The 20768-nt window shown below is 72.1% G+C and carries 21 protein-coding genes; 5 read left to right on the top strand and 16 right to left on the bottom strand.

Annotation, left to right across the window (positions count from 1 at the left end; translation table 11 throughout):
• Positions 1 to 129: 129 nt before the first annotated feature.
• The 3 genes from ACZ7GJ_RS21465 to ACZ7GJ_RS21475 all read right to left on the bottom strand — a co-directional run bounded on the left by ACZ7GJ_RS21465 (position 130) and on the right by ACZ7GJ_RS21475 (position 4883).
• Complete coding sequence (locus ACZ7GJ_RS21465; RefSeq protein WP_470753803.1) at positions 130 to 3879, bottom strand: AAA family ATPase; 3750 nt, start codon at positions 3877 to 3879, stop codon at positions 130 to 132.
• A gap of 139 nt (positions 3880 to 4018) precedes the next feature.
• Positions 4019 to 4234, bottom strand: a complete 216-nt coding sequence (locus tag ACZ7GJ_RS21470; protein WP_031144198.1) for a hypothetical protein — start codon at positions 4232 to 4234, stop codon at positions 4019 to 4021.
• A gap of 367 nt (positions 4235 to 4601) precedes the next feature.
• A complete protein-coding gene (locus tag ACZ7GJ_RS21475; protein ID WP_470753805.1) occupies positions 4602 to 4883 on the bottom strand; it encodes an acylphosphatase in 282 nt (93 codons plus the stop codon).
• Positions 4884 to 5026: 143 nt separating this feature from the next.
• On the opposite strand from ACZ7GJ_RS21475, the gene ACZ7GJ_RS21480 reads away from it, so the two are divergent.
• Positions 5027 to 5881 carry a CAP domain-containing protein gene (locus tag ACZ7GJ_RS21480; protein WP_470753807.1) on the top strand — a complete coding sequence of 285 codons (855 nt, stop codon included), beginning with the start codon at positions 5027 to 5029 and terminating at the stop codon, positions 5879 to 5881.
• Between the two features lie 5 nt (positions 5882 to 5886).
• On the opposite strand, the gene ACZ7GJ_RS21485 is transcribed toward ACZ7GJ_RS21480, so the two are convergent.
• The gene (locus ACZ7GJ_RS21485; RefSeq protein WP_470753852.1) at positions 5887 to 6480 is read right to left on the bottom strand and encodes a flavodoxin family protein; all 594 of its coding nucleotides are present in this window, start codon (positions 6478 to 6480) and stop codon (positions 5887 to 5889) included.
• 117 nt (positions 6481 to 6597) lie between these two features.
• Here ACZ7GJ_RS21485 and ACZ7GJ_RS21490 point away from each other — a divergent pair, with 117 nt between their 5' ends.
• Positions 6598 to 7002, top strand: coding sequence for a winged helix-turn-helix transcriptional regulator (locus ACZ7GJ_RS21490; protein WP_470753808.1), 405 nt, complete (start codon positions 6598 to 6600; stop codon positions 7000 to 7002).
• Here the strand turns inward: ACZ7GJ_RS21490 and mutM are convergent.
• The 9 genes from mutM to ACZ7GJ_RS21535 all read right to left on the bottom strand — a co-directional run bounded on the left by mutM (position 6975) and on the right by ACZ7GJ_RS21535 (position 16178).
• Positions 6975 to 7868 carry a bifunctional DNA-formamidopyrimidine glycosylase/DNA-(apurinic or apyrimidinic site) lyase gene (mutM, locus tag ACZ7GJ_RS21495; protein WP_470753810.1) on the bottom strand — a complete coding sequence of 298 codons (894 nt, stop codon included), beginning with the start codon at positions 7866 to 7868 and terminating at the stop codon, positions 6975 to 6977. The two genes, ACZ7GJ_RS21490 and mutM, sit on opposite strands and share 28 nt — an antisense overlap.
• A 92-nt stretch (positions 7869 to 7960) precedes the next feature.
• Positions 7961 to 8815, bottom strand: a complete 855-nt coding sequence (rnc, locus tag ACZ7GJ_RS21500; RefSeq protein WP_470753811.1) for a ribonuclease III — start codon at positions 8813 to 8815, stop codon at positions 7961 to 7963.
• 19 nt (positions 8816 to 8834) lie between these two features.
• Entirely contained in the window at positions 8835 to 9008 is a 174-nt protein-coding gene (rpmF, locus tag ACZ7GJ_RS21505; protein WP_003965982.1) for a 50S ribosomal protein L32, read from the bottom strand.
• Between the two features lie 2 nt (positions 9009 to 9010).
• On the bottom strand, positions 9011 to 9658 hold the full coding sequence (locus tag ACZ7GJ_RS21510; protein ID WP_470753853.1) for a YceD family protein: 648 nt from the start codon (positions 9656 to 9658) through the stop codon (positions 9011 to 9013).
• Between the two features lie 140 nt (positions 9659 to 9798).
• Entirely contained in the window at positions 9799 to 10839 is a 1041-nt protein-coding gene (locus tag ACZ7GJ_RS21515) for a DivIVA domain-containing protein (protein WP_470753813.1), read from the bottom strand.
• 103 nt (positions 10840 to 10942) lie between these two features.
• On the bottom strand, positions 10943 to 11422 hold the full coding sequence (coaD, locus tag ACZ7GJ_RS21520; protein WP_401178706.1) for a pantetheine-phosphate adenylyltransferase: 480 nt from the start codon (positions 11420 to 11422) through the stop codon (positions 10943 to 10945).
• 14 nt (positions 11423 to 11436) lie between these two features.
• On the bottom strand, positions 11437 to 12015 hold the full coding sequence (gene rsmD / locus ACZ7GJ_RS21525; protein ID WP_470753814.1) for a 16S rRNA (guanine(966)-N(2))-methyltransferase RsmD: 579 nt from the start codon (positions 12013 to 12015) through the stop codon (positions 11437 to 11439).
• Between the two features lie 44 nt (positions 12016 to 12059).
• Positions 12060 to 14261: an ATP-dependent DNA helicase RecG gene (recG, locus tag ACZ7GJ_RS21530; RefSeq protein ID WP_470753815.1), complete on the bottom strand. Its 2202-nt coding sequence runs from the start codon at positions 14259 to 14261 to the stop codon at positions 12060 to 12062.
• Between the two features lie 252 nt (positions 14262 to 14513).
• Positions 14514 to 16178 (bottom strand): DAK2 domain-containing protein, encoded by a 1665-nt coding sequence (locus tag ACZ7GJ_RS21535; RefSeq protein WP_470753817.1) that lies wholly within the window; start codon positions 16176 to 16178, stop codon positions 14514 to 14516.
• A 242-nt stretch (positions 16179 to 16420) separates the two neighbouring features.
• Here ACZ7GJ_RS21535 and rpmB point away from each other — a divergent pair, with 242 nt between their 5' ends.
• Positions 16421 to 16606 (top strand): 50S ribosomal protein L28, encoded by a 186-nt coding sequence (gene rpmB / locus ACZ7GJ_RS21540; protein ID WP_007266795.1) that lies wholly within the window; start codon positions 16421 to 16423, stop codon positions 16604 to 16606.
• 130 nt (positions 16607 to 16736) lie between these two features.
• Here the strand turns inward: rpmB and thiD are convergent, their stop codons facing one another.
• Positions 16737 to 17537: a bifunctional hydroxymethylpyrimidine kinase/phosphomethylpyrimidine kinase gene (gene thiD / locus ACZ7GJ_RS21545; protein ID WP_470753818.1), complete on the bottom strand. Its 801-nt coding sequence runs from the start codon at positions 17535 to 17537 to the stop codon at positions 16737 to 16739.
• A complete protein-coding gene (locus ACZ7GJ_RS21550; RefSeq protein WP_470753820.1) occupies positions 17534 to 18517 on the bottom strand; it encodes a thiamine-phosphate kinase in 984 nt (327 codons plus the stop codon). Before ACZ7GJ_RS21550 ends, thiD begins: the two co-directional genes overlap by 4 nt.
• Positions 18518 to 18762: 245 nt before the next feature.
• Between ACZ7GJ_RS21550 and ACZ7GJ_RS21555 the strand changes: the two genes are divergently transcribed.
• Positions 18763 to 18996: an Lrp/AsnC ligand binding domain-containing protein gene (locus ACZ7GJ_RS21555; protein WP_214947835.1), complete on the top strand. Its 234-nt coding sequence runs from the start codon at positions 18763 to 18765 to the stop codon at positions 18994 to 18996.
• 23 nt (positions 18997 to 19019) lie between these two features.
• A complete protein-coding gene (locus ACZ7GJ_RS21560) occupies positions 19020 to 19517 on the top strand; it encodes a DUF3515 domain-containing protein (RefSeq protein ID WP_470753823.1) in 498 nt (165 codons plus the stop codon).
• Between the two features lie 78 nt (positions 19518 to 19595).
• On the opposite strand, the gene ACZ7GJ_RS21565 is transcribed toward ACZ7GJ_RS21560, so the two are convergent.
• Positions 19596 to 20753: a D-alanine--D-alanine ligase family protein gene (locus tag ACZ7GJ_RS21565; protein WP_470753825.1), complete on the bottom strand. Its 1158-nt coding sequence runs from the start codon at positions 20751 to 20753 to the stop codon at positions 19596 to 19598.
• Between the last annotated feature and the right edge of the window lie 15 nt (positions 20754 to 20768).

Consider the following 20768-nt stretch of genomic DNA (forward strand, 5'->3'; position numbering starts at 1 on the left):
GGGCACCACCCGAAGGCGGGAGACAGCGAAGCGAGCCTATGTGTTCATTTTATGAAGTCAATACTTGGCGCGAAGTTCACGTTAGGCAGGAACCGTTGAAGTTGAGTTCACTTCTTGAAGTAATGCGTCTCAGCGCAGCCGCTGACTGATGACCTTCGAGACGCCGTCGCCCTGCATGGAGACGCCGTACAGCGCGTCGGCGACCTCCATCGTCCGCTTCTGGTGCGTGATCACGATCAGCTGCGAGCTCTCCTGGAGCTCCTCCATGATCCGGATCAGGCGCTGCAGGTTGGTGTCGTCGAGCGCGGCCTCGACCTCGTCCATCACGTAGAACGGACTGGGCCGGGCCTTGAAGATGGAGACCAGCAGCGCCACGGCCGTCAGCGAGCGCTCGCCGCCGGAGAGCAGCGACAGCCGCTTGACCTTCTTGCCGGGCGGGCGGGCCTCGACGTCGACGCCGGTGGTCAGCATGTTGCCGGGATCGGTCAGGATCAGCCGGCCCTCGCCGCCGGGGAACAGCCGCGAGAAGACCCCCTCGAACTCCCGGGCCGTGTCCCGGTACGCCTCCGTGAAGACCTGCTCGACGCGCTCGTCGACCTCCTTCACGACCTGAAGGAGGTCGGCCCGCGTCTTGCGCAGGTCGTCCAACTGCTCGCTGAGGAACTGGTGGCGCTCCTCCAGGGCGGCGAACTCCTCCAGCGCGAGCGGGTTGACCTTGCCGAGCTGCTGGTACGCGCGCTCGGCGGCCCGGAGCCGCTTCTCCTGCTTCTCCCGTACGAACGGTCCCGGCCGGTTGCGCGGGTGCTCCGGATCCTCGGGCAGCTCCTCGCCCTCGGCGGGCAGGGAGGGCGGTACCGGCTGGTCGGGTCCGTACTCGGCCACGAGCCCGGCCGCCTCGATCCCGAACTCCTCCAGCGCGCGGCCCTCCACCTGCTCGATGCGCAGCCGCTTCTCGGCGCCGAGCACCTCGCCCCGGTGCACGGAGTCGGTGAGCTTGTCGAGCTCGCCCTTGAGGTCGCGACCGCGGTTGCGGGCCTCGCCGAGTTCGCGCTCGCTCAGCCCCTTGGCGTACTCGGCGGCGGCCCGCTCCTGCTCGGCCCGGCCCAGGGACACCTCCACGTGCGCGAGCAGTTGCCGGGCGCCGTCCGCCACGGCCCGGGCCACCTGCGCCTCGTGCCGCAGCCGTTCCCGGCGCCGCTCGGCGCGGGCGCGGGCCTCCCGCTCCGCGCGGGCGCCGCGGTCCAGCGAATCGGCGCGTCCGGCCAGCCCCTTGACCCGCTCCTCGTGGGTCCTGAGCTGGAGCCGCGCCTCCATCTCGGTCTGCCGCGCGTTGGCGCCGTCGGCCGCGAGGCGGTCCCGCCGGGAGGTGTCCGGCTCCTCCTCCACCGGCATCTCCTGCGCCACCGCGAGCCGCTCCGCGCACTCCTCCACGTCGGCCAGCGCCTGCTCCAGCGCGTCCTGCGCCTTGGCCGCGGCCGCGGCGCACCGCTCGGCCTCCCCCGCGGCCCCCTTCGCCTGCCCGCCGAGGCGGCCGAGCTGCTGGGCCACCCCGGCGCGGGCCTGCTCGGCGGCGCGGCGGCGCTCGCCGAGCTCCTCCACGAGGGCTGCGCACTGCGCCCGCCGGGCCTCGGCGGACTGCTTCGCCCCGGCCAGCTCCAGGCACTGCCCGTCGAGCCGGGCCAGCTCCGCGGCCGCCTCGTCGACGGCGGCCTGCACCTCGATCAGGCTGGGCACCCCCGCGGAGCCGCCGTGCGCGAGGTGCGCCCCGAGTACGTCCCCCTCCACGGTCACGGCCACCGCGTCGGGGCGCTGCGCGACGAGGGCCTCCGCCTCTTCGAGGGTCCCGACCACCACGTAGTCCCGCAGCACCCATGCGACGGCCCGCTGCGCCTCGGCGTCGCCTGCGACCAGCGCGGCCGCGGGCACGCCGGTGACGGCTTCGGCGGCGGGTGCGCCGGCGGGGCTCGGCAGCGGACCGCGTGCCTGGGCCCGGTCCGGGGAAGCGGCGGGGTGGGGAACTCCCCCGGCCGGAGCCGCTGCCGCGCCTTCAGCCGAAACCGAGGCCGCAGCCGGAGCCGAGACCGCGGCCGCCGCCTGCCCGGGAACCGCGGGGGCCGGCTCGGGGGCGTGTCCCTGGCCCTGGCCCGGGAAGGGCGGCGGCGGGGTGATCAGGAACGTGGCGCGCCCGGCGTCCGCGTCGCGGAGGTGCCGGATCGCCGCGGCCGCCGAGGCCGGGGAGGACACCGCCAGCGCATCGGCCGCCGCACCCAGGGCCGCCGCGACCGGGACCTCGTACCCCTGGGTGACGCAGAGACGTTCCGCCGCCGGGCCCAGCAGCCCCGCCAGCCGTTCCCGGGCCGCCAGCAGCGCGCCCGTACCGTCCTTGCGGCGCAGCCCCAGCGCCAGCGCGTCGCGCCGGGCCGACACCGCCGCCCGCGACCGCTCGGCCGCGGCCAGGGCGTCCCGCGCGGCGGACAGCCCGGCTTCCGCCGCCGCCAGCTCCGCCCGCGCGGCCTCGTGGCCGGTGTCCGCCGCCGGGTCCTCCAGCCCGCCGACCTCCTGCTCCAGCGCCTCGTACTCCGCCTGCGCGGCGGCCGCCCGGGCCTGGGCCCCGTCCCGGGCCGACACCAGCCGGTCGATCTCCGCCTGCGCGGCCCCCGCCCGGGAGCGGGCCGCCCCGAGGCGTCCCGTCAGCCGGGCCAGGCCCTCGCGCCGGTCGGCGACGGCCCGCGCCGCGTCGCGCAGCCGCCGCTCCTCCTCGGCCAGCGACCGTTCCAGCTCGGCCCGGTGCTCGACCGTGTCCTCCAGCGCGCGCGAGGCCGCCTCCATCGCGGCCGTCAGCTCCGCCTCCTGCTCGCGGATCCGCGCGGCCTCCTTCTCCATGCGTTCGGGGTCCCGCGCATCGGCGCCGCGCCGCTCGTCCTCCACCGGAGCCGTCGCGCTCTTGACGCGCGCGTCCGCCAGGGAGGCGGTCCCCCGTACCCGCTCCGCCAGTTGCGACAGCTCGTACCAGGTCTGCTGCGCACGCTGGAGCCGCGGCGCGAGTTCCCGTACGGCCTGCTCCAGTTCGGACTCCCGCCGTACGGCGCCCGCGAGGAGCGCCTCGGCCGTGTCCTTGCGCTCCTTGAGGGCCGCCTCGTCCGCGACCTCGGCATCGAGGGCGCGCTTGAGCACCACGAGGTCGTCGGCGAGCAGCCGCAGCCGCGCGTCGCGCAGGTCGGCCTGGATCACGGCGGCCCGGCGGGCGACGGCGGCCTGCCGTCCCAGGGGCTTGAGCTGACGCCGCAGTTCGTCGTTGAGGTCCTGGACGCGTGCGAGGTTGGCCTGCATCGCGTCGAGCTTCCGCAGCGCCTTCTCTTTCCGCTTGCGGTGCTTCAGTACGCCGGCGGCCTCCTCGATGAAGGCCCGGCGGCCCATCGGGTCGGCGTGCAGTACGGAGTCCAGCTGGCCCTGGCCGACGATGACGTGCATCTCGCGGCCGATCCCGGAATCGGACAGCAGTTCCTGGATGTCCAGCAGCCGGCAGGTGTCGCCGTTGATCTGGTACTCGCTGCTGCCGCCGCGGAACATGATGCGGGTGATGGTGACTTCGGCGTAGTCGATGGGCAGCGCGCCGTCGGAGTTGTCGATCGTGAGGGAGACTTCGGCCCGCCCGAGCGGCGGACGCCCCGTGGTGCCCGCGAAGATGACGTCTTCCATCTTCCCGCCGCGCAGGGATTTGGCGCCCTGTTCGCCCATGACCCAGGAGAGCGCGTCGACCACGTTGGACTTGCCCGAGCCGTTCGGGCCCACGACACAGGTGATCCCGGGCTCGAAGCGCAGGGTGGTGGCAGAAGCAAAGGACTTGAAGCCACGCAGGGTCAGGGACTTGAGGTGCACGCCGCCGGACTCTACCTCCCGCGTTCGGTTTCACCCATGAAGGTGCGGGGCACCGCGCGCCCGCGGAAAGAAAGAAGGGACGCCGAAGCGTCCCTTGCAGATCATGCTGGGCTGGAGTCGTGCGACGAATGAGCGCGGATCAGGTGAGCGCAGGCTCCGCCTGGGGTACGTCGATGTCGATGCTGTCCAGCAGCGAGTCTCCGTGCTGAGCGGCGGCCGCGTTCAGCGCGTCGTTTTCGGACTGAATCCGTACGAGCTCGGACTCGAGGTCCTGGACGCGCTGCTGAAGCCGTCGCATCTCGGCGAGGAGTCGCGGGTCGGAACCGCCGACGTAACCGAGAAGCGCCTTTGCCATGATGGATGGTCCTCCACACTGAGTGACCGACCGAAGCGGTGTGGGTCGTGAGGGAATCGCACCCGCGGATGTCCGACAGCGACTGTCAGTCACTGCACACGTTCTTTGGCTAACACTGCATACTGCCAACACTGCCAAACAGCTCAGGTGCGCGGGGCTTCCAGCGTCTCACCAAAAAGTTTGACGGTCAACACGATCACGCCCCGTATCGGCGGGCATCCCGGCCCCCGCAAGGGGCGTGGAGATCATCCTCGTCTCCGAGCCTTCCACGGATCGCTCGAGTCGGCAACGCGTCGGCGATGAATGCGCAGTTCCGACCATGTGCGCACCATCGGGAGATCTGTTCAGTACATGATCAGTCGATCGGTCACCGGATCGCGAACCCGTCGTAGCCACCGCGCGGTGTACCCCAGATCTCTGTCACCCCGTCCACCCTCCCGGGCGTGTCGGCGGAGCGCAGCCAGTCGAGCAGCCGGTGGCAATTCTCACGTTGACCTTCGGCGACCACCTGTACTCGGCCGTCGTCGAGGTTGAGCGCGAAGCCATCGAGGCCACCGATCTCCAGGGCATTGGCCCTGGTGAACCAGCGGAAGCCCACTCCCTGTACACGACCGCGCACCCATGCGGTCAGCCGCACGTCTTCGTTCATGCGTGAACGCTAACCGGGCAAACGATTTTGAGGCACATCGCCCCCCTGGCCCCATGGCGTACAGTCGCGCAGCAATGACCTCACCCTTTCGGGTGAGTAGAGATCGATCTTGATCTTAACCCCTGCTAGGAAGGCACGCCGCGATGGGACGCCACCGACTCCACGCCGCGCCCGGCCGCGGAAAGCGCCGCACCGCCGTGCGCACCGGCCTGCTCGGCGTCTCCGTGGCCGTGGTCCTCGGCACCGCGGCCGTCACCGCCGGCATCGTGCCGGTCGGCGCGTCCTTCCCGTACGTCGGCGTCGCGGGCGCGGGCTCCGACACGAAGACGGAAGCCGGGGCCGGCGACAAGGCCTCGCCGAGCCCGGGCAGCTCGGTGGAGCAGCAGGGCGGACTGGCCAACCTCTCCGGCCGCGCGTCGAACGCCCCGGACACCGCCGCGGGCTCCCCGTCCCCGTCGGCCTCCCCCTCGCCCTCGGCCTCGCCCACCCCGTCGGCGACTCCGAGCCCCTCGCCCTCCACGAAGGAGCCGGAGCCGGAGAAGAGCGCGACCCCCGCCCCGTCGAAGCCGGCGGCCCCGAAGCCGTCCAAGCCGGCCGAGCCGCCGGTGGCCGGGGACGGCCACTCCGCGGAGGAGGCCGCCGTCGTGGCCCTGGTGAACCAGGTCCGCGCCCAGGCCGGATGCGGTCCGGTACGGGCGAACCCGCCGCTCGCGGCGCTGGCCGGGGCCTTCAGCAAGGACATGGCGGCCCGGGGCTTCTTCGACCACACCGACCCCGACGGCAACACCCCGTGGGACCGGGCCACCAAGGCCGGCCTCTCGGGCCTCGGCGGCGAGAACATAGCCCGCGGCCAAGGCGACGCCGATGCCGTGATGAAGGCCTGGATGGACAGCCCGGGCCACAAGGCGAACATCCTCAACTGCGAGTTCCGCACGCTGGGCGTCGGCGCCCACTTCGCCGCCGGCGGCCCGTGGTGGACCCAGGACTTCGGTTTCTAGGCTGCTCAGACCGCCAGGGCCGCGCGGCCCGCGATGACGACGCGGGTGTGCTCGGCGACGCGGCGGCCGAGGTGCTCGGCGGTGGCGATGTCGGCCTTGTGGACCGCTTCCGCGCCCTCGTCGGAGTTGCTCTGGGCCGCGGCGCCGTCGAAGAAGCCGAGGCGGTTGAGGTCGTACTCGGACCCGCTGCTGGAGTTCCAGCCCGGCTTGAGACCCAGGTTGACCCAGCTCATGCCGTGCTGCGCGGCCAGCGTCTGGAAGTAGCCCAGCGTGTGGCCCTTGTCGCCGCTCTTGGACCCGGAGTTCGTGAAGCCCGCGGCGATCTTGTCCTGCCACACGTCGCCGAACCACCGCTTCGAGGTGGCCTCGGCGAACACGTGGAAGGCGCCCGAGGCGGTGCCCATGTAGGTCGGGGAGCCGAAGACGATCGCGTCGGACGCGTCGAGGAGCTCCCACTGCGCGTCGTCGATCTCGTCGACCTTGATCAGGTGGACCGTGGCCCCGGCCTCGGCGGCACCGGCCCGGACGGCCTCGGCGACGACGGCGGTGTGGCCGTAGCCGGAGTGGTAGGCGATCGAGACGACGGGGGTGTGCGTGATACCGGACAAGGCTGATCTCTCCCTCAAGAACACTGCTTGGTGATGAGGAAAGAAAAGCACTAACTTTTGGAAAGCGCAACCCGCCAGTTAGCGCTGCGCAGAGGTACGCTGTATCCCATGGAGACCCCAGCCTGTAGCGAAGCCGCCAGTGTCGAACTACCGTTCGACGTCTTCGGACGCGCCTGCCCGTCCCGCGAGACCCTTGAGCACGTGACGGGTCGCTGGGGCAGCCTCACCGTCGGCGCCCTGCGCGACGGCCCGTGCAGGTTCAACGAACTGCGCCGTCGCGTCGACGGCGTGAGCGAGAAGATGCTTTCCCAGACCCTGCACGCGCTGGAGCGCGACGGCATCGTCAACCGCGAGGCGCAGCCGACCAACCCGCCGCGCGTGGACTACGAACTGACCCCGCTCGGTATCGAGGTCGCCGACCGGCTGCTCGCGCTCATCCACTTCCTGGAGGGGAGCATGCCGCAGGTGCTGGGCGCCCGGGAGTCCTACGACGCCGCGCGCGGCGGCCGCTGACAGCGCGGGCAGAAGTAGCTGGACCTGTTCATCCAGGGCCGGCGCCGCATCGGGGTACCGCAGCGCCGGCACGGCTCGTCCTCGCGCCCGTAGGCGTCGAGCGAGCGGTCGAAGTACCCGGACTCCCCGTTCACGTTCACGTAGAGGCTGTCGAAGCTCGTACCGCCCACGGCCAGGGCGGCGTTCATGACGTCGCGGACATGGCCGAGGAGTTCCGCGCTCCGGGGGCGCGTGAGGGTGGCGGTGGGGCGCTCGTAGTGCAGCTTGGCGCGCCAGAGCGCCTCGTCCGCGTAGATGTTGCCAACCCCGCTGATCAGCGACTGGTCCAGCAGCGCCCGCTTGACCGTGCTCCGCTTGGCCCGCAGCGCCAGGTGGTAGGCGGCCTCGTCGAACAGCGGGTCCAGCGGGTCCCGGGCGATGTGCGCGATGACGTCGGGCAGCCCGTCGGTGCTGTCGGCGGCGACCTCGTGCAGCGACAGCCCGCCGAAGGTCCGCTGGTCCACGAAGCGCAGCTCGGTCCCGGCGGCGCCCGCGGCGGAGCCGCTGTCGGAATCGGTGAAACGCACCCGGATCCGCAGGTGCTTCTCGTCCGGCGCGTCCTCGGGCTGCACGAGCAGCTGCCCGCTCATCCCCAGGTGCCCGAGCACGGACAGGTCCCGGCCCCGCAGGGGCAGCCAGAGGTACTTGCCGCGCCGCTGCGGAACACCGATGGTCTCCCCGGCGAGCCGCGCCGCGAAGTCCGCCCCGCCCCCGGGATGCCGTCGTACGGCCCGGGGGTGCAGCACCTCGACCGAGGCGACGGTGCGCCCGGCCACCCAGCGCTCAAGTCCCCGCCGCACCACTTCGACTTCGGGCAGCTCGGGCACGGCGGTCTCCTCCGGGTGATGGGCGCGAAACGGGAACGCGAAACCCCGCCGCACAGGCGTGCGGCGGGGTCACTGCGAGGAAGGCCCAAGCCTCAGGCACTCGGCGTCGGATCGGCGGGCGTCGGCGCCCCGTCACCCTCTGCCTCGGCCTCGGCCGGAGCCGGGACCTCCACCGCGACGGCGGCGGAAGCCGCGGCAGCCGCCGCGATCCGCTCGTTCGCTGCGTCGGAGATACCGCGCCAGGCGGACTCCGCCGCCTGCTGCTCGGCTTCCTTCTTGCTGCGGCCGGTGCCGGTGCCGTACGAGACACCACCGACGCGGGCGGCAGCGGTGAACGTCTTCTCGTGGTCCGGACCGGTCTCGGTGACCAGGTATTCCGGAACTCCGAGACCCTCGGCAGCCGTGAGCTCCTGGAGACTGGTCTTCCAGTCCAGGCCGGCACCGAGGTTCGAGGACTTCTCGATGAGCGGGTCGAAGAGCCGGTGGACCAGCTCCGAGGCCGCGTCGAGGCCCTGGTCGAGGTAGACCGCGCCGATCACCGCTTCAAGGGTGTCGGCGAGGATGGAGGCCTTGTCCCGGCCACCCGTGCCCTCTTCGCCCCGGCCGAGCCGGATGAAGAGACCGAGTTCGAGGCCACGCCCGACCTCCGCCAGTGCGCGCGAGTTGACCACCGCGGCCCGCAGTTTGGCCAGCTGGCCTTCCGGCAGGTCGGGGTGGGTGCGGTACAGCGTGTCCGTGACCACCAGGCCGAGCACGGAGTCCCCGAGGAACTCCAGCCGCTCGTTGGTGGGCAGACCGCCGTTCTCGTACGCGTACGAACGGTGGGTCAGTGCACGCACCAGAAGGGCGGACTCGAGGTGATACCCGAGCCGCCCTTCCAGAAGCGTGTGGGACGAGGCCGCGTTGTTACTGTCTGCCTGCTTCTCAGCGTTGGACAGCTCAGACATTGCGCCTCTCACCAGCCGCTCAGACCTCGAGGACCTGGCGCTTGTTGTAGGTGCCGCAGCTCGGGCACGCAATGTGCTGGAGCTTCGGCTCCTGGCAACGCTCGCACGAAACCAGGGTGGGGACCGCAGCCTTCCACTGCGACCGGCGGTGGCGCGTGTTGCTGCGCGACATCTTCCGCTTCGGAACAGCCACGGCTACTTCTCCTGCTTCTCGGCGGCGCTCTGAACTCCGTCAGACGCAGTGCCGCTCATGTTGTCCTTCTCATCGCCCTGATCGGTGACGAGTCCCTGCAATGCCGCCCAACGGATGTCGACGGCGTCATGGTGGTGCTCCGGGTCGTCGTTCAGGCTGAGCCCGCAATCGGGGCACAGTCCGAGACAGTCCTCCCGGCACACCGGCTGCAGCGGCAGTGCGAGCACCACCACGTCGCGCAGCACGGGTTCGAGGTCGAACAAGCCGTCCTCGAGGAAGAGCGTGTCCTCGTCGTCCTCGGCGTCGTCGGCCGGCTCCGCCTTGGAGCGGTTCCGGTCGTCGGCGTCAGGGTACGAGAACATCTCCTGGAAGTCCGCCTTGAGCTCTCGCTCGACGGCCTCCAGACACCTTACGCATTCCCCGGTGGCCGATGCACGGGCGGTGCCTGTGACAAGCACCCCTTCCATGACCGACTCCAGGCGGAGGTTGAGCTTCAGCGGGGCGCCTTCCGGTACCCCGATGACGCCTGCGAGACCGAGGTCCGCAGGAGCCGCGATCTCACGGGACAGCCGCTGCATGGCACCAGGACGCCGACCCAGCTCGTGCGTGTCGAACACGAGGGGGTTGCGGTGGTCGAGGCGGGTGTTCAGGGCTGTTCCTGCTTTCGCGGATCGCTGAAGATCAAAAAATGCGGTATGTGTGCCGCACCAAAGGGCAGCACGGATCGCGGTGCATACGCGCGACCGAAGAGCCAGGATACCCGCCGCTTCGCTCTGAGCCCAATCCGGGCCTAGCGCCCCTGTTCGTACTGGCGCAGCTGGTCCAGGTTGATCATGCTCGTGTCGAAGAAGCTGGTCTCGTCGAGCGACGGCTGCTGGGGCTGCTGCTGGACCTGCTGGGGGTCCTGGTACGCGGCGTAGGGGTCCGGCTGCTGCTGGTAGCCCGCGTAGGGGTCGGGCTGCTGCTGGTAGCCCGCGTAGGGGTCCTGGTGGCCCTGGTAGGCGTACCCGTCCTGCTGCTGGGGCTGCTGCGGCTGCTGGTAGGCGTAGGCGTCGTAGGCCGGCTCGTGCTGCTGCGCCGGGATCGGCACCTGTACGGGCTCCGGCTCGGCCAGACCCGCCAGGAAGTCCGCGTCGCTCGCGGAGCGGGACTGCGGCACCCCCGCCGCGTCCTGGGCGGCGATGTGCGCGCCGAGCTCGTCGGTGGGCACCCGGCCGAGGAGCTTCAGGCGGCCCCGGCCGACGGCCTCCAGGGTCTTGGCGAGCACCGCCTCGAAGGTCGCCAGCTTGCCGTCCACGTACGCGTCGGCCTGCTGCCGCTGCGTCTGCGGGTCGTGGCTGCGCTCGGGCGCCTCCGCGTCGGGGAAGCCCTGGTCGTCCAGGCCCGGGCCGCGCCCCAGCAGCTTCTCGCGGCCGCGGTCCACCGAGCCGATGGTCTTGGTCAGCACGACCTCGAAGTTCGCGAGCTTGCTGTCGACGTAGTCGTCGGCCTCGGCGCGGATCTCCTCGGCCTCCCGGCGGGCCTCCGCCAGGATCCGGTCCGCCTCGTCCTGGGAGCGCCGGGCGACCTCGGTGTCGGAGATCAGCGAACCGCGCTGGGTGTGCGCCGACTCGATGATCCGCTCCGCCTCCCGGCGGGCCTCCTCGACCATCTGCTCCCGGCCGCCGATCAGCTCCTGCGCCTGCGCGAGCGAGCCGGGCAGGGCGCGCCGCACCTCTTCGAGCTGTGCGAGCAGCTCGGCACGGTTGATCACACAGGAGGCCGACATGGGCATGGACCGGGCGCCGCCGACGGCCGCGACGATCTCGTCGAGCTTCTTCTGCACGTCCATGGGGGCTCGCACTCTCTCGGCCTCGGGCGGTTCCTGAGACGGACGGGACGACTTTAAGGCCACGGGGCGGGGGCCCGACACCGCCTGATGCACCGTCAGTGCGTCAGCGGTTCGCCAGGCGCTCGATCAGCGCCGCGTGCACGTGCGCGGGCAGCAGGTGGGCGACGTCGCCGCCCCAGGCCGCGACCTCCTTGACCAGGGAGGAGGACAGGAAGCTGTAGGTGGGGTTCGTCGGCACGAACAGGGTCTCGACGCCCGACAGGCCCATGTTCATCTGGGCCATCTGGAGCTCGTAGTCGAAATCGCTGACGGCGCGCAGGCCCTTGACGATGGCCGGGATGTCCCGCTGCTTGCAGAAGTCGACGAGCAGCCCGTGGAAGGCCTCGACCTCGACGTTCCCGTAGTCGGCCGTCGCCTCGCGGATCAGCTCGATCCGCTCCTCGACGGTGAACAGGCCCTGCTTCGACTGGTTGATCATCACCGCGACGTGCACGACGTCGTAGAGCCTGGAGGCGCGTCCGATGATGTCGAGGTGTCCGTTGGTGATGGGATCGAAGGACCCCGGACAGACGGCGCGGCGCAACTGAACTCCCTCGTTCATGAGTTTTCGCTGGTGAAGGCGGCGCGACCGTACCAAAGGGTGCCCTCGCCGTACTTCCGCGACCGGAGCGGCTCGAAGCCCTCGGGCCACGGGAAGGCGCCGCTCCTGGTGCTGCGCTCCACGGTGACGAGCGCATCGTCGGTGAGCCAGCCATTGGACCGGAGTGTGAGGAGGATCTCGCGGAGTTCCGCATGGTCCACGGCGTAGGGCGGGTCCAGGAAGACGATGTCGTACGGGTCCCCGCCGGCCGGGACCGAGACGATCTGCTCGGCCTTGCCGGCCCGGAACTCGGCTCCGGCCAGGCCCAGCGTCCTGATGTTGTCCCGGATCGCCTTGGCGGCCTTGGCGTCGGCCTCGACCAGCAGGGCGTGGGCGGCGCCGCGGGAGAGCGCTTCCAGGCCGACGGCGCCGGAGCCCCCGTAGAGGTCGAGCACGCGGGCCCCCTCGACGCCGTGCAGCGACTCCCAGGTGGAGAAGAGGCCTTCGCGCATCCGGTCCGAGGTCGGCCGGGTGCCGGTGCCCGGGGGCACGGCCAGCCGTCGCCCGCCGGCGCTGCCGGCGATCACGCGGGTCATCTGGGGGTCCTTCAATCCTCGGGGGACAACGGGCACCCCCATTGTCAGCCCTTCTCCAGGAACTGCTCCCGCTCGGTGTCCAGCAGGGCGTCCAGCGCGGTCTTCAGGCCGGGCAGGCCCGCCAGCTCGGGATCGGCGGCGACCACGCGGGTGGCCTCCTCCCGGGCCTCGGCGATCACCTCCTCGTCCTCGATGACCGCCAGCATGCGCAGGGAGGAGCGGACGCCGGACTGGGCCTGGCCGAGGACGTCGCCCTCGCGGCGCTGCTCCAGGTCGATGCGGGAGAGTTCGAAGCCGTCGAGGGTGGCGGCGACGGCGGCGAGCCGGGCGCGGGCGGGGCTGGCCTCGTGCATCTCGCTGACCAGCAGGCACAGGCCGGGTGCGGAGCCGCGGCCGACGCGTCCGCGCAGCTGGTGCAGCTGGGAGACGCCGAACCGGTCCGCGTCCATGATCACCATGACCGTGGAGTTCGGGACGTTCACCCCGACCTCGATGACGGTGGTGGCGACCAGCACCTTGACCTCGCCGGCGGCGAAGCGGCGCATGACGTCGTCCTTGTCGGCGGGGTCCATCCGCCCGTGCAGCACCTCGACGCTCAGGCCGGCCAGCGGCCCGCGCGTGAGCTGCTCGGCGATGTCGAGGACGGCGAGCGGCGGACGCTTCTCGGCGTCGTCCTCGGCGGAGGCCTTCTTCTTCGGCTCGTCCTCGCTGTCGCCGATCCGCGGGCAGACGACATACGCCTGGTGGCCGTTCTCCACTTCCTCGCGGACCCGCTCCCAGGCCCGGGCGAGGAAGTGCGGCTTGTCCTTGGCGGGCACCACGTGGGTGGCGATCGGTGAGCGCCCGGCGGGCAACTGGTCGAGGACGGAGGTCTCCAGATCGCCGAAGACGGTCATCGCCACCGTGCGCGGGATCGGGGTCGCGGTCATCACCAGCAGGTGCGGCGGCTGCTTCCCCTTGGACCGCAGCGCGTCGCGCTGCTCCACGCCGAAGCGGTGCTGCTCGTCGACCACGACCAGGCCGAGGTCGTGGAACTGCACCTTGTCCTCGATCAGTGCGTGGGTGCCGATGACGATGCCCGCCTCACCGGTGACCAGGTCGAGCAGCGCCTTGCGCCGCGCGGGCATCCCCATGGAGCCGGTGAGCAGCACGACCTTGGTGCCCTGGTCGGAGCCGCCGAGCATGCCCCCCTCGGCGAGTTCGCCCATCATCTCGGTGATGGAGCGGTGGTGCTGCTGGGCGAGCACCTCGGTGGGCGCGAGCATCGCGGCCTGCCCCCCGCAGTCCACGACGGCGAGCATGGCCCGCAGGGCCACCATCGTCTTTCCCGAGCCGACCTCGCCCTGGAGGAGGCGGTGCATGGGGTGGCTGGTGGCGAGGTCGTCGAAGATCTCCTTCGAGACCTTCTCCTGGCCCTCGGTGAGGGTGAAGGGGAGTTTGGCGTCGAAGGCGTCCAGGAGGCCGCCCGGGGCGGGGCGGCGGGGGACGGCCGGGAGTTGGGAGTCGGCGTGCCGGCGGCGGGCCAGGGCGACCTGGAGGACGAAGGCCTCGTCCCACTTCAGGCGCTGGCGGGCGTCGTCGACGTCGGCCTTGGTGGACGGCCGGTGGATCTTCAGCAGGGCTTCGGTGAGCGGGACCAGCCCGCGGCCCTCGCGCAGGGCGTCCGGGAGCGGGTCCACGACCTCCTGCGCCGTGGGCAGCAGCGCGTCCACGCACTTGGCGATCTTCCAGGACTCCAGCTTCGCGCAGGCCGGGTAGATCGGGATGAGCTGGTTGGCGAAGGCGGTGGCCGCGTCGCGGTCGGAGGCGTCCGCGCCGAGCGGCTCGTACGCGGGGTGCGCGAGCTGGAGCTTGTGGTTGAACTTCGAGACCTTGCCCGCGAACATCGCTCGGCTGCCCGGCAGCAGTTCCTTGTGCGGTTTGTGGACGCCCGCGCCGAAGAAGACGAGCTGGAGCCGGCCGCTGCCGTCGGTGATGGTCACCTCCAGCCGCTTGCCGCCGCCGCGGCTGCCCTGGTAGGTCAGCAGCCGGGCGTCGGCGACCTGCGCGACGACCGTCACGTGCTCGTCGATCTGGTCGGCGAGCTCGGCCAGCGAGGTCAGCTCGCCGCGCTCGGCGTACCGCCGGGGGTAGTGGTGCAGCAGGTCCAGGGCCGTGTGCAGGCCGAGCTGTTCGGCCAGCACCTTCGCGGTGGCGGGGCCGAGCGTCTTCTTGAGGTCTTCGTCGAGCGCGGGCACGTGTTCCATCTTCCCCTCCCTGCGAGTGAAAACCGGACTCGTGACGGCACAGAGCGATCGGCCCCACCACTGTCCGTGCCCTGCCCTTGCGGCGGCGGTCAGGGCTTGACCGTCACGCGGCCTCTGGGGCCGGGTGAGAAGCCACCCCCGTGGTGGCGGAGTCACTGCCCACCATGGCGCCGAATCCAGTGCGCGACCGAGATGGTGTGGAAGCGGTATCCGCAGGACGCCGGCCGGGGATTCGTGCCCCGGCCGGGCTGCCTACTCCACCCCGATGAGCAGGGGCGCCGAGTAACGCCCGCCCCGGTAGGTCACCGTGTCCACGGCCAGGTGCCCGTGCTGGACGTACGCCTCCAGGCGCTCGGCGAGCGCGTCGGGCACCTCGGGGCCCAGCACCAGCGTGACGAGCTCGCCGCCGGAGCCGAGCATCCGCGCCAGGACGGCTTCCGCGGTCTGCGGCAGGTCCGCGCCGATGACGGCGACGTCCCCGTCGATGAGCCCGAGCACGTCGCCGGCCTGGCAGATGCCGGCCGAGGTGAAGGACTGCCGTTCCGCGACGGCCAGTTCGGCGTACCGGGTGGCGCCGGCCGCCGCGGTCATGGCGACCACGTCCTCGTCGAAGCTGCCGTCCGGGTCGTGCACGGCGAGGGCGGCCAGGCCCTGGACCGCCGACCGGGTGGGGACCACGGCGACCCGTACGCCGTCGGCGCGGGCCTGCTCGGCGGCGGCGAGGGCGGCCGCGCGCAGGTCGGCGCCGCCCGGGAGCAGCACCACCTCGCGGGCGTGGGCCCGGCGGATGGCGTCGAGCAGTTCGGCGACGGTGGGCGGTTCCCCGGGGCGGGCGAGCACGCTGGTCGCGCCCGCCTCCCCGCACAGCCCGGCCAGTCCCTCGCCCGGGACGACGGCGACCACGGCCCGCTGGGCGCGCTCGCCCCTGGCCCGGCGCCGCTCGTCGCCGAAGTGGGTGATGCGGATCCGGTACGGCCGGCCGGCGACCACCCCGGCCTCCACGGCCGCGCCGGGGTCGTCGACGTGGACGTGGACGTTCCACAGGCCGTCGCCGCCGACGACCACCAGGGAGTCGCCGAGCCCGTCGAGCCGCGTCCGCAGGTCCCCGACCGCCGCCTCGCCGGCCTCCAGCAGGTAGACCACCTCGTACGCGGGCCCCTCCTGCTCCTGCGCGCACGGCTCCGGCGGCCGCGGTACGGGCACCGCCCGCCCGCGCACCGCCTCGGGGGCCGGCTCCTGGCCGGACAGGGCCTGCCACAGGGCCCCGAGTACGGCCACCAGCCCGCAGCCCCCGGCGTCGACCACCCCGGCCCGCCCCAGCTCGGCCAGTTGCCCCGGGGTCTCGGCCAGGGCCGCGCGGGCCCCGTCGTAGGCGGCCCGGGCCACGTCCACCGCGGTCCCGGCGGCGGCCCCGGCGGCCTCCCCGGCCCGCGCGGCCGCGGCTGCGACGGTGAGCATCGTGCCCTCCACCGGGTGCGCGACGGCCCGGTAGGCCTCCTCGGCGGCCCGGGTCAGCGCTTGGGCGAGCAGCCGGCCCGGCCCGCGGCCGCCCGGCTCGTCACCGAGTACGTCGGCCACTCCGCGCAGCAGCTGCGCCAGGATCGTCCCGGAGTTCCCCCGGGCGCCTATGAGGGCGCCGTGCGCGTAGGCCCGTACGGCCGTGGACAGGGGGACGGCCGGGGCTGTGGCCTCGGTCACGCTCCCGACGGCGGCCCGCAGCTCGCGGTCGGCGGACTCGGCGGTGAGGTAGAGGTTGGTTCCGGTGTCGGCGTCGGCGACGGGGTAGACGTTGATCGCGTCGATGTCCTCGCGGGCCCGGCCCAGTGCGGCCAGGGCCAGCGAGCTCCAGGTGCGCACCGCTGCGGCGTCGAGCTCGTCGCGCTCGTTGAGGGGTTGCGGCTGCGGCTCGTGCGCCACCGGGCGTTCCTCCTTGTGCGGGCCAGGGTTCACCGCAGGGTAACGAAGGCCGGCCGGGGGGTCGGGACCCCGGGGCGGGACGGGTGGCGGACATGGTAGTTTTCTTGGACCGAAGCAGTCGTTGTATGCTGCTCAGGTTGCCCGTCGAGAGTCGGGCCATCCGTCCGGCAAGCCACTTCAGATCTCTGATTCCGGTGCGCCGGATTTCACTGTAATTGCATCTGAAGTCTTTGGAGTGACCTGTGGCTGCCAACTGCGACGTTTGCGCCAAGGGGCCGAGCTTCGGCAACAACATCTCCCACTCGCACCGCCGCACCTCGCGTCGCTGGAACCCGAACATCCAGCGCGTCCGTGCCGTGGTCAATGGGACGCCGAAGCGCCTCAACGCCTGCACCTCGTGCATCAAGGCCGGCAAGGTCTCGCGCTGACGCCTCCCGTCGTCGTAGCGCAGCCCTTTCCGGTTGCCAAGAAGGCCGGTTCACCTTTGGTGAACCGGCCTTTTGCCTTGTCCGGGACCGGCGCGGGGGCCCGCACGGGGGATCGTGCCCGGGCCCGCTCTCAGCGCCACTGCCAGGCATGGTCCACCGGGCCGATGCCGCCGCCCAGCGCGAACCCGGCGGCGATGGCGCCGGTTACGTAGGTCTTCGCCGCCGTGACGGCCTCCGGGACGGCGAGGCCCTTCGCCAGGCCCGCCGCGACCGCGCTGGCCAGGGTGCAGCCCGTGCCGTGCGTGTGCCGGTTGTCGTGCCGGGGAGCGCGCAGCCACAGCTCGTCGGCGCCGTCCGTCAGCAGGTCCACGGCCTCGTCCCCGTGCGCCGCCAGGTGGCCGCCCTTGATCAGTGCCCAGCGCGGCCCGAAGCCGAGGACCGCTTCGGCGGCCCGCCGCATGTCGTCCTCGGTCTCCACCACCACGCCGGTGAGCTGGGTGACCTCGTCCAGGTTGGGTGTGGCCACGGTGGCCCGCGGCAGCAGTTCCTTGCGTACGGCGTCCAGCGCCGAGGCGGCGAGCAGCGCGTCCCCGTGCTTGGAGACGCCCACCGGGTCCACGACGGCCGGAGCGGTGGTGCCGGCCAGCAGTTCGGCGACGGTCTCCACCAGGGCGGCGCAGGACAGCATCCCCGTCTTCACGGCCTGCACGCCGATGTCGTCCACCACGGCCCTGTACTGGGCCCTGACGGCCTCGGCGGGCAGCTCCCAGACCCCGGAGACCCCCAGGGAGTTCTGGGCGGTCACAGCGGTGAGCACGCTCATGCCGTGCACGCCGAGGGCCAGCATGGTCTTGAGGTCGGCCTGGATGCCCGCGCCGCCGCCGGAGTCGGATCCGGCGACGGTCAGGCAGAGCGGTGGGGCGCCGCTCATCGCGGTGTCTCCTCGGCGTCCGGCTCGCCGCCGAAGTGGTCCCAGCCGCCGCCGCTGGTCCAGGGGGCGCCGTCCACGGTCACCTGGGGCAGCGCGGAGCGGTTGAGCACCTCTCCGATGACCTTCCAGCGGGCCGGGAGCTTCACGTCGGGCGGGAAGGTGGCCACGATCGCGTGGTCCTCTCCCCCGGTGAGCACCCACTGGAGCGGGTCCACGCCGACGGCCTGCCCGATGTCGTGCATCTGCGTCGGGATGTCGACGGCCGCCGAGCGCAGGTCGATCCGTACCTTGCTGGCCTCGGCGATGTGCCCGAGGTCTGCGATCAGGCCGTCGCTGACGTCGGTCATGGCGGTGGCGCCGAGTCCGGCGGCCGCGGGGCCCGCGTGGTACGGCGGCTCGGGCCGCCGGTGGGCCTCCACGAAGGCCCGCGGGGAGCGGAAGCCGCGCGAGAGGACGGCGAACCCGGCCGCCGACCAGCCCAGCCAGCCGGTGACGGCCACGACGTCGCCGGGCTGGGCGCCGGAGCGCAGCACGGGCTCGTGGTTGCGCAGGTCGCCGAGGGCGGTGATGGCGACGGTGATGGTGTCGCCGCGGACGACGTCCCCGCCGACCACGGCCGCGCCGGCGACCTGGCACTCGTCGCGGATGCCGTCCATCAGCTCGGTGGGCCAGGTGACCGGCAGTTCCGCCGGGACGACGAGGCCGAGGAGCAGCGCGGTCGGCACCGCGCCCATGGCGGCGATGTCGGCCAGGTTCTGCGCGGCGGCCTTGCGGCCGACGTCGTAGGCCGTGGACCAGTCGCGCCGGAAGTGCCTGCCCTCCAGCAGGATGTCGGTGCTCGCCACGACCCGCCGGTCGGGGGCCGACACCACCGCGGCGTCGTCGCCCGGCCCGAGCCGGACCGCCGGGGTGGTGGTGAGCCGTGAGGTGAGCTCCCGAATGAGCCCGAACTCCCCCAGCTCGCCCACAGTGCCCTTCATCGCTGTGCCCCTTCTTGCCCAGTCCGCTTGCGGTCGCGAGCCGTCACAGCTCTGGGTACCGTCAACAGATACGTCAACTTCTGCTCTCCGTACGCCCCGCCGTGCGTGGTGCCGGGCTCGCAGGTCTCCCCGCGGCGCTCGGCGACGCGGTACCGTGGCGTCCCTTCTTCCCCCGGCCCTGCCGATCGTGCGGGGCCCACCCGAAGGTTAGGGGAAATGATCCTCGTGGCCGCCCTGGAGGTTCCGTGGTACAGGCGTACATCCTTATCCAGACCGAGGTGGGCAAGGCGTCTTTCGTCGCCGAGTCCATCGCCCAGATCGCGGGGGTGATCCAGGCCGAGGACGTGACGGGCCCGTACGACGTGATCGTGCGTGCCCAGGCCGACACCGTGGACGAACTCGGTCGCATGGTCGTGGCCAAGGTCCAGCAGGTGGAGGGGATCACCCGCACCTTGACCTGCCCCGTGGTCCATCTGTAGCCCCCGTCTACTCTTGGCCGGTGATGTCCCTCCACCACCGGCACCTTGGTCTGCTCGCCGTACTGCCCGCACTGGCTGTCGTCCTGTCCGTCGCGGGCTGCACCGCGGGCGGTTCCGGGGCCCGGGTGACTCCGCCGCCCGCACCGCCCGCCGACGTCGCGGGGCTCTGTGCGGCGCTGCACAAGGAGCTCCCGGAAACGGTGGCCGGTCTGGCGCGGACCCCGGTGGAACCGGAGTCCGACCTGACCGCCGCTTGGGGCGGCTCGGCGATCGTACTGCGGTGCGGTATCCCCAAGCCCGCGAAGATGTGGGATCCGGAGCAGGACGGCGTCGAGGTCAACGGTGTCGGCTGGCTGCTGGAGAAGCAGGGCGACGACGGGGGGTTCCGGTTCACCACCGGCGCGCGGCTGGCGTACACGGAGGTCCGGGTCGACAAGGAGCATGCCACGGATGCCGGGATGCTGGTCGGGCTGTCCGCCGCCATCGCCAGGACCGTACCGGCGGGGATCTCTTCGTACTGAGGCCCCGATCGGACCCGCTCACACCGCCGCCCGCCGGGATTTCCCCGGCGGGCGGTCGGCGTTGGTCCCGGATTCCGGCTAGCGCAGCCCGGTGGAGCGGCGCAGGGCCGCCTGGATCAGGCGGTCCACCAGCTCCTGGTACTCGATGCCCGACTCCTGCCACATCCGCGGGTACATGGAGATGGGGGTGAAGCCGGGCATGGTGTTGATCTCGTTGATGACGAAGGTGCCGTCTTCGGTCAGGAAGAAGTCGGCGCGCACCAGACCCTCGCACGAAGCTGCCTCGAAGGCCTCGATCGCGAGCCGCTGGACCTCGGCGGTCTGCTCGGGGGTGAGCGGCGCGGGCACGATCCCGGAGGCGGAGTCGATGTACTTCGCCTCGAAGTCGTAGAAGTCGTGGCTGGAGACCGGCGGGATCTCGGCGGGCACGCTCGCGCGCGGACCGTCCTCGAACTCCAGCACCCCGCACTCGATCTCGCGGCCGCGCAGCAGCGCCTCCACGATGATCTTCGGGTCGTGCCGCTGGGCCTCGCGGACCGCCGCGTCCAGGGCGGAGGCGTCGTCGACCTTGGTGATGCCGATGGAGGAGCCGGCCCGGGCGGGCTTGATGAACAGCGGCCAGCCGTGCTCGCCGGCGAAGTCCAGGATCCTGCTGCGGGCGGCGTCGCGGTCCGCTTCCCACTCGCGGGGGCGGATGGTCACGTACGGGCCGACGCGCAGCCCGAAGGACGTGAAGACCCGCTTCATGTAGTCCTTGTCCTGGCCGACGGCCGAGGCGAGGACGCCCGAGCCGACGTACGGGATGCCGGACAGCTCCAGGAGGCCCTGCAGGGTGCCGTCCTCGCCGTACGGGCCGTGCAGTACGGGGAAGACGACGTCGACCTCGCCCAGGGCCTTGGGAACGGCGCCCGGCTCGGTGTAGACGACCTCGCGGCGGGCGGGGTCCACCGAGAGCACGACGGAGCCGTCCTCGGAGTCGGCGAGCTCCTCGACGTTCGGGAGCTTTCGGTCGGCGATGGCCATCCGCGCGGGCTCGTCGGCGGTCAGCGCCCACCGGCCGTCCGTGGTGATGCCGATGGGCAGCACCTCGTACTTGGAGCGGTCGATGGAGCGCAGCACGGCGCCCGCCGTGACGACCGAGATGGCGTGTTCCGAGCTGCGGCCGCCGAACACGACGGCCACGCGGGGCTTGCGGCCCTGCTGCTCAGGGGTCTGGGGGAGGTTCTCGCTGCTCATATCGCCACGAGGGTA

The sequence above is a fragment of the Streptomyces sp. NPDC037242 genome, assembly GCF_055604165.1.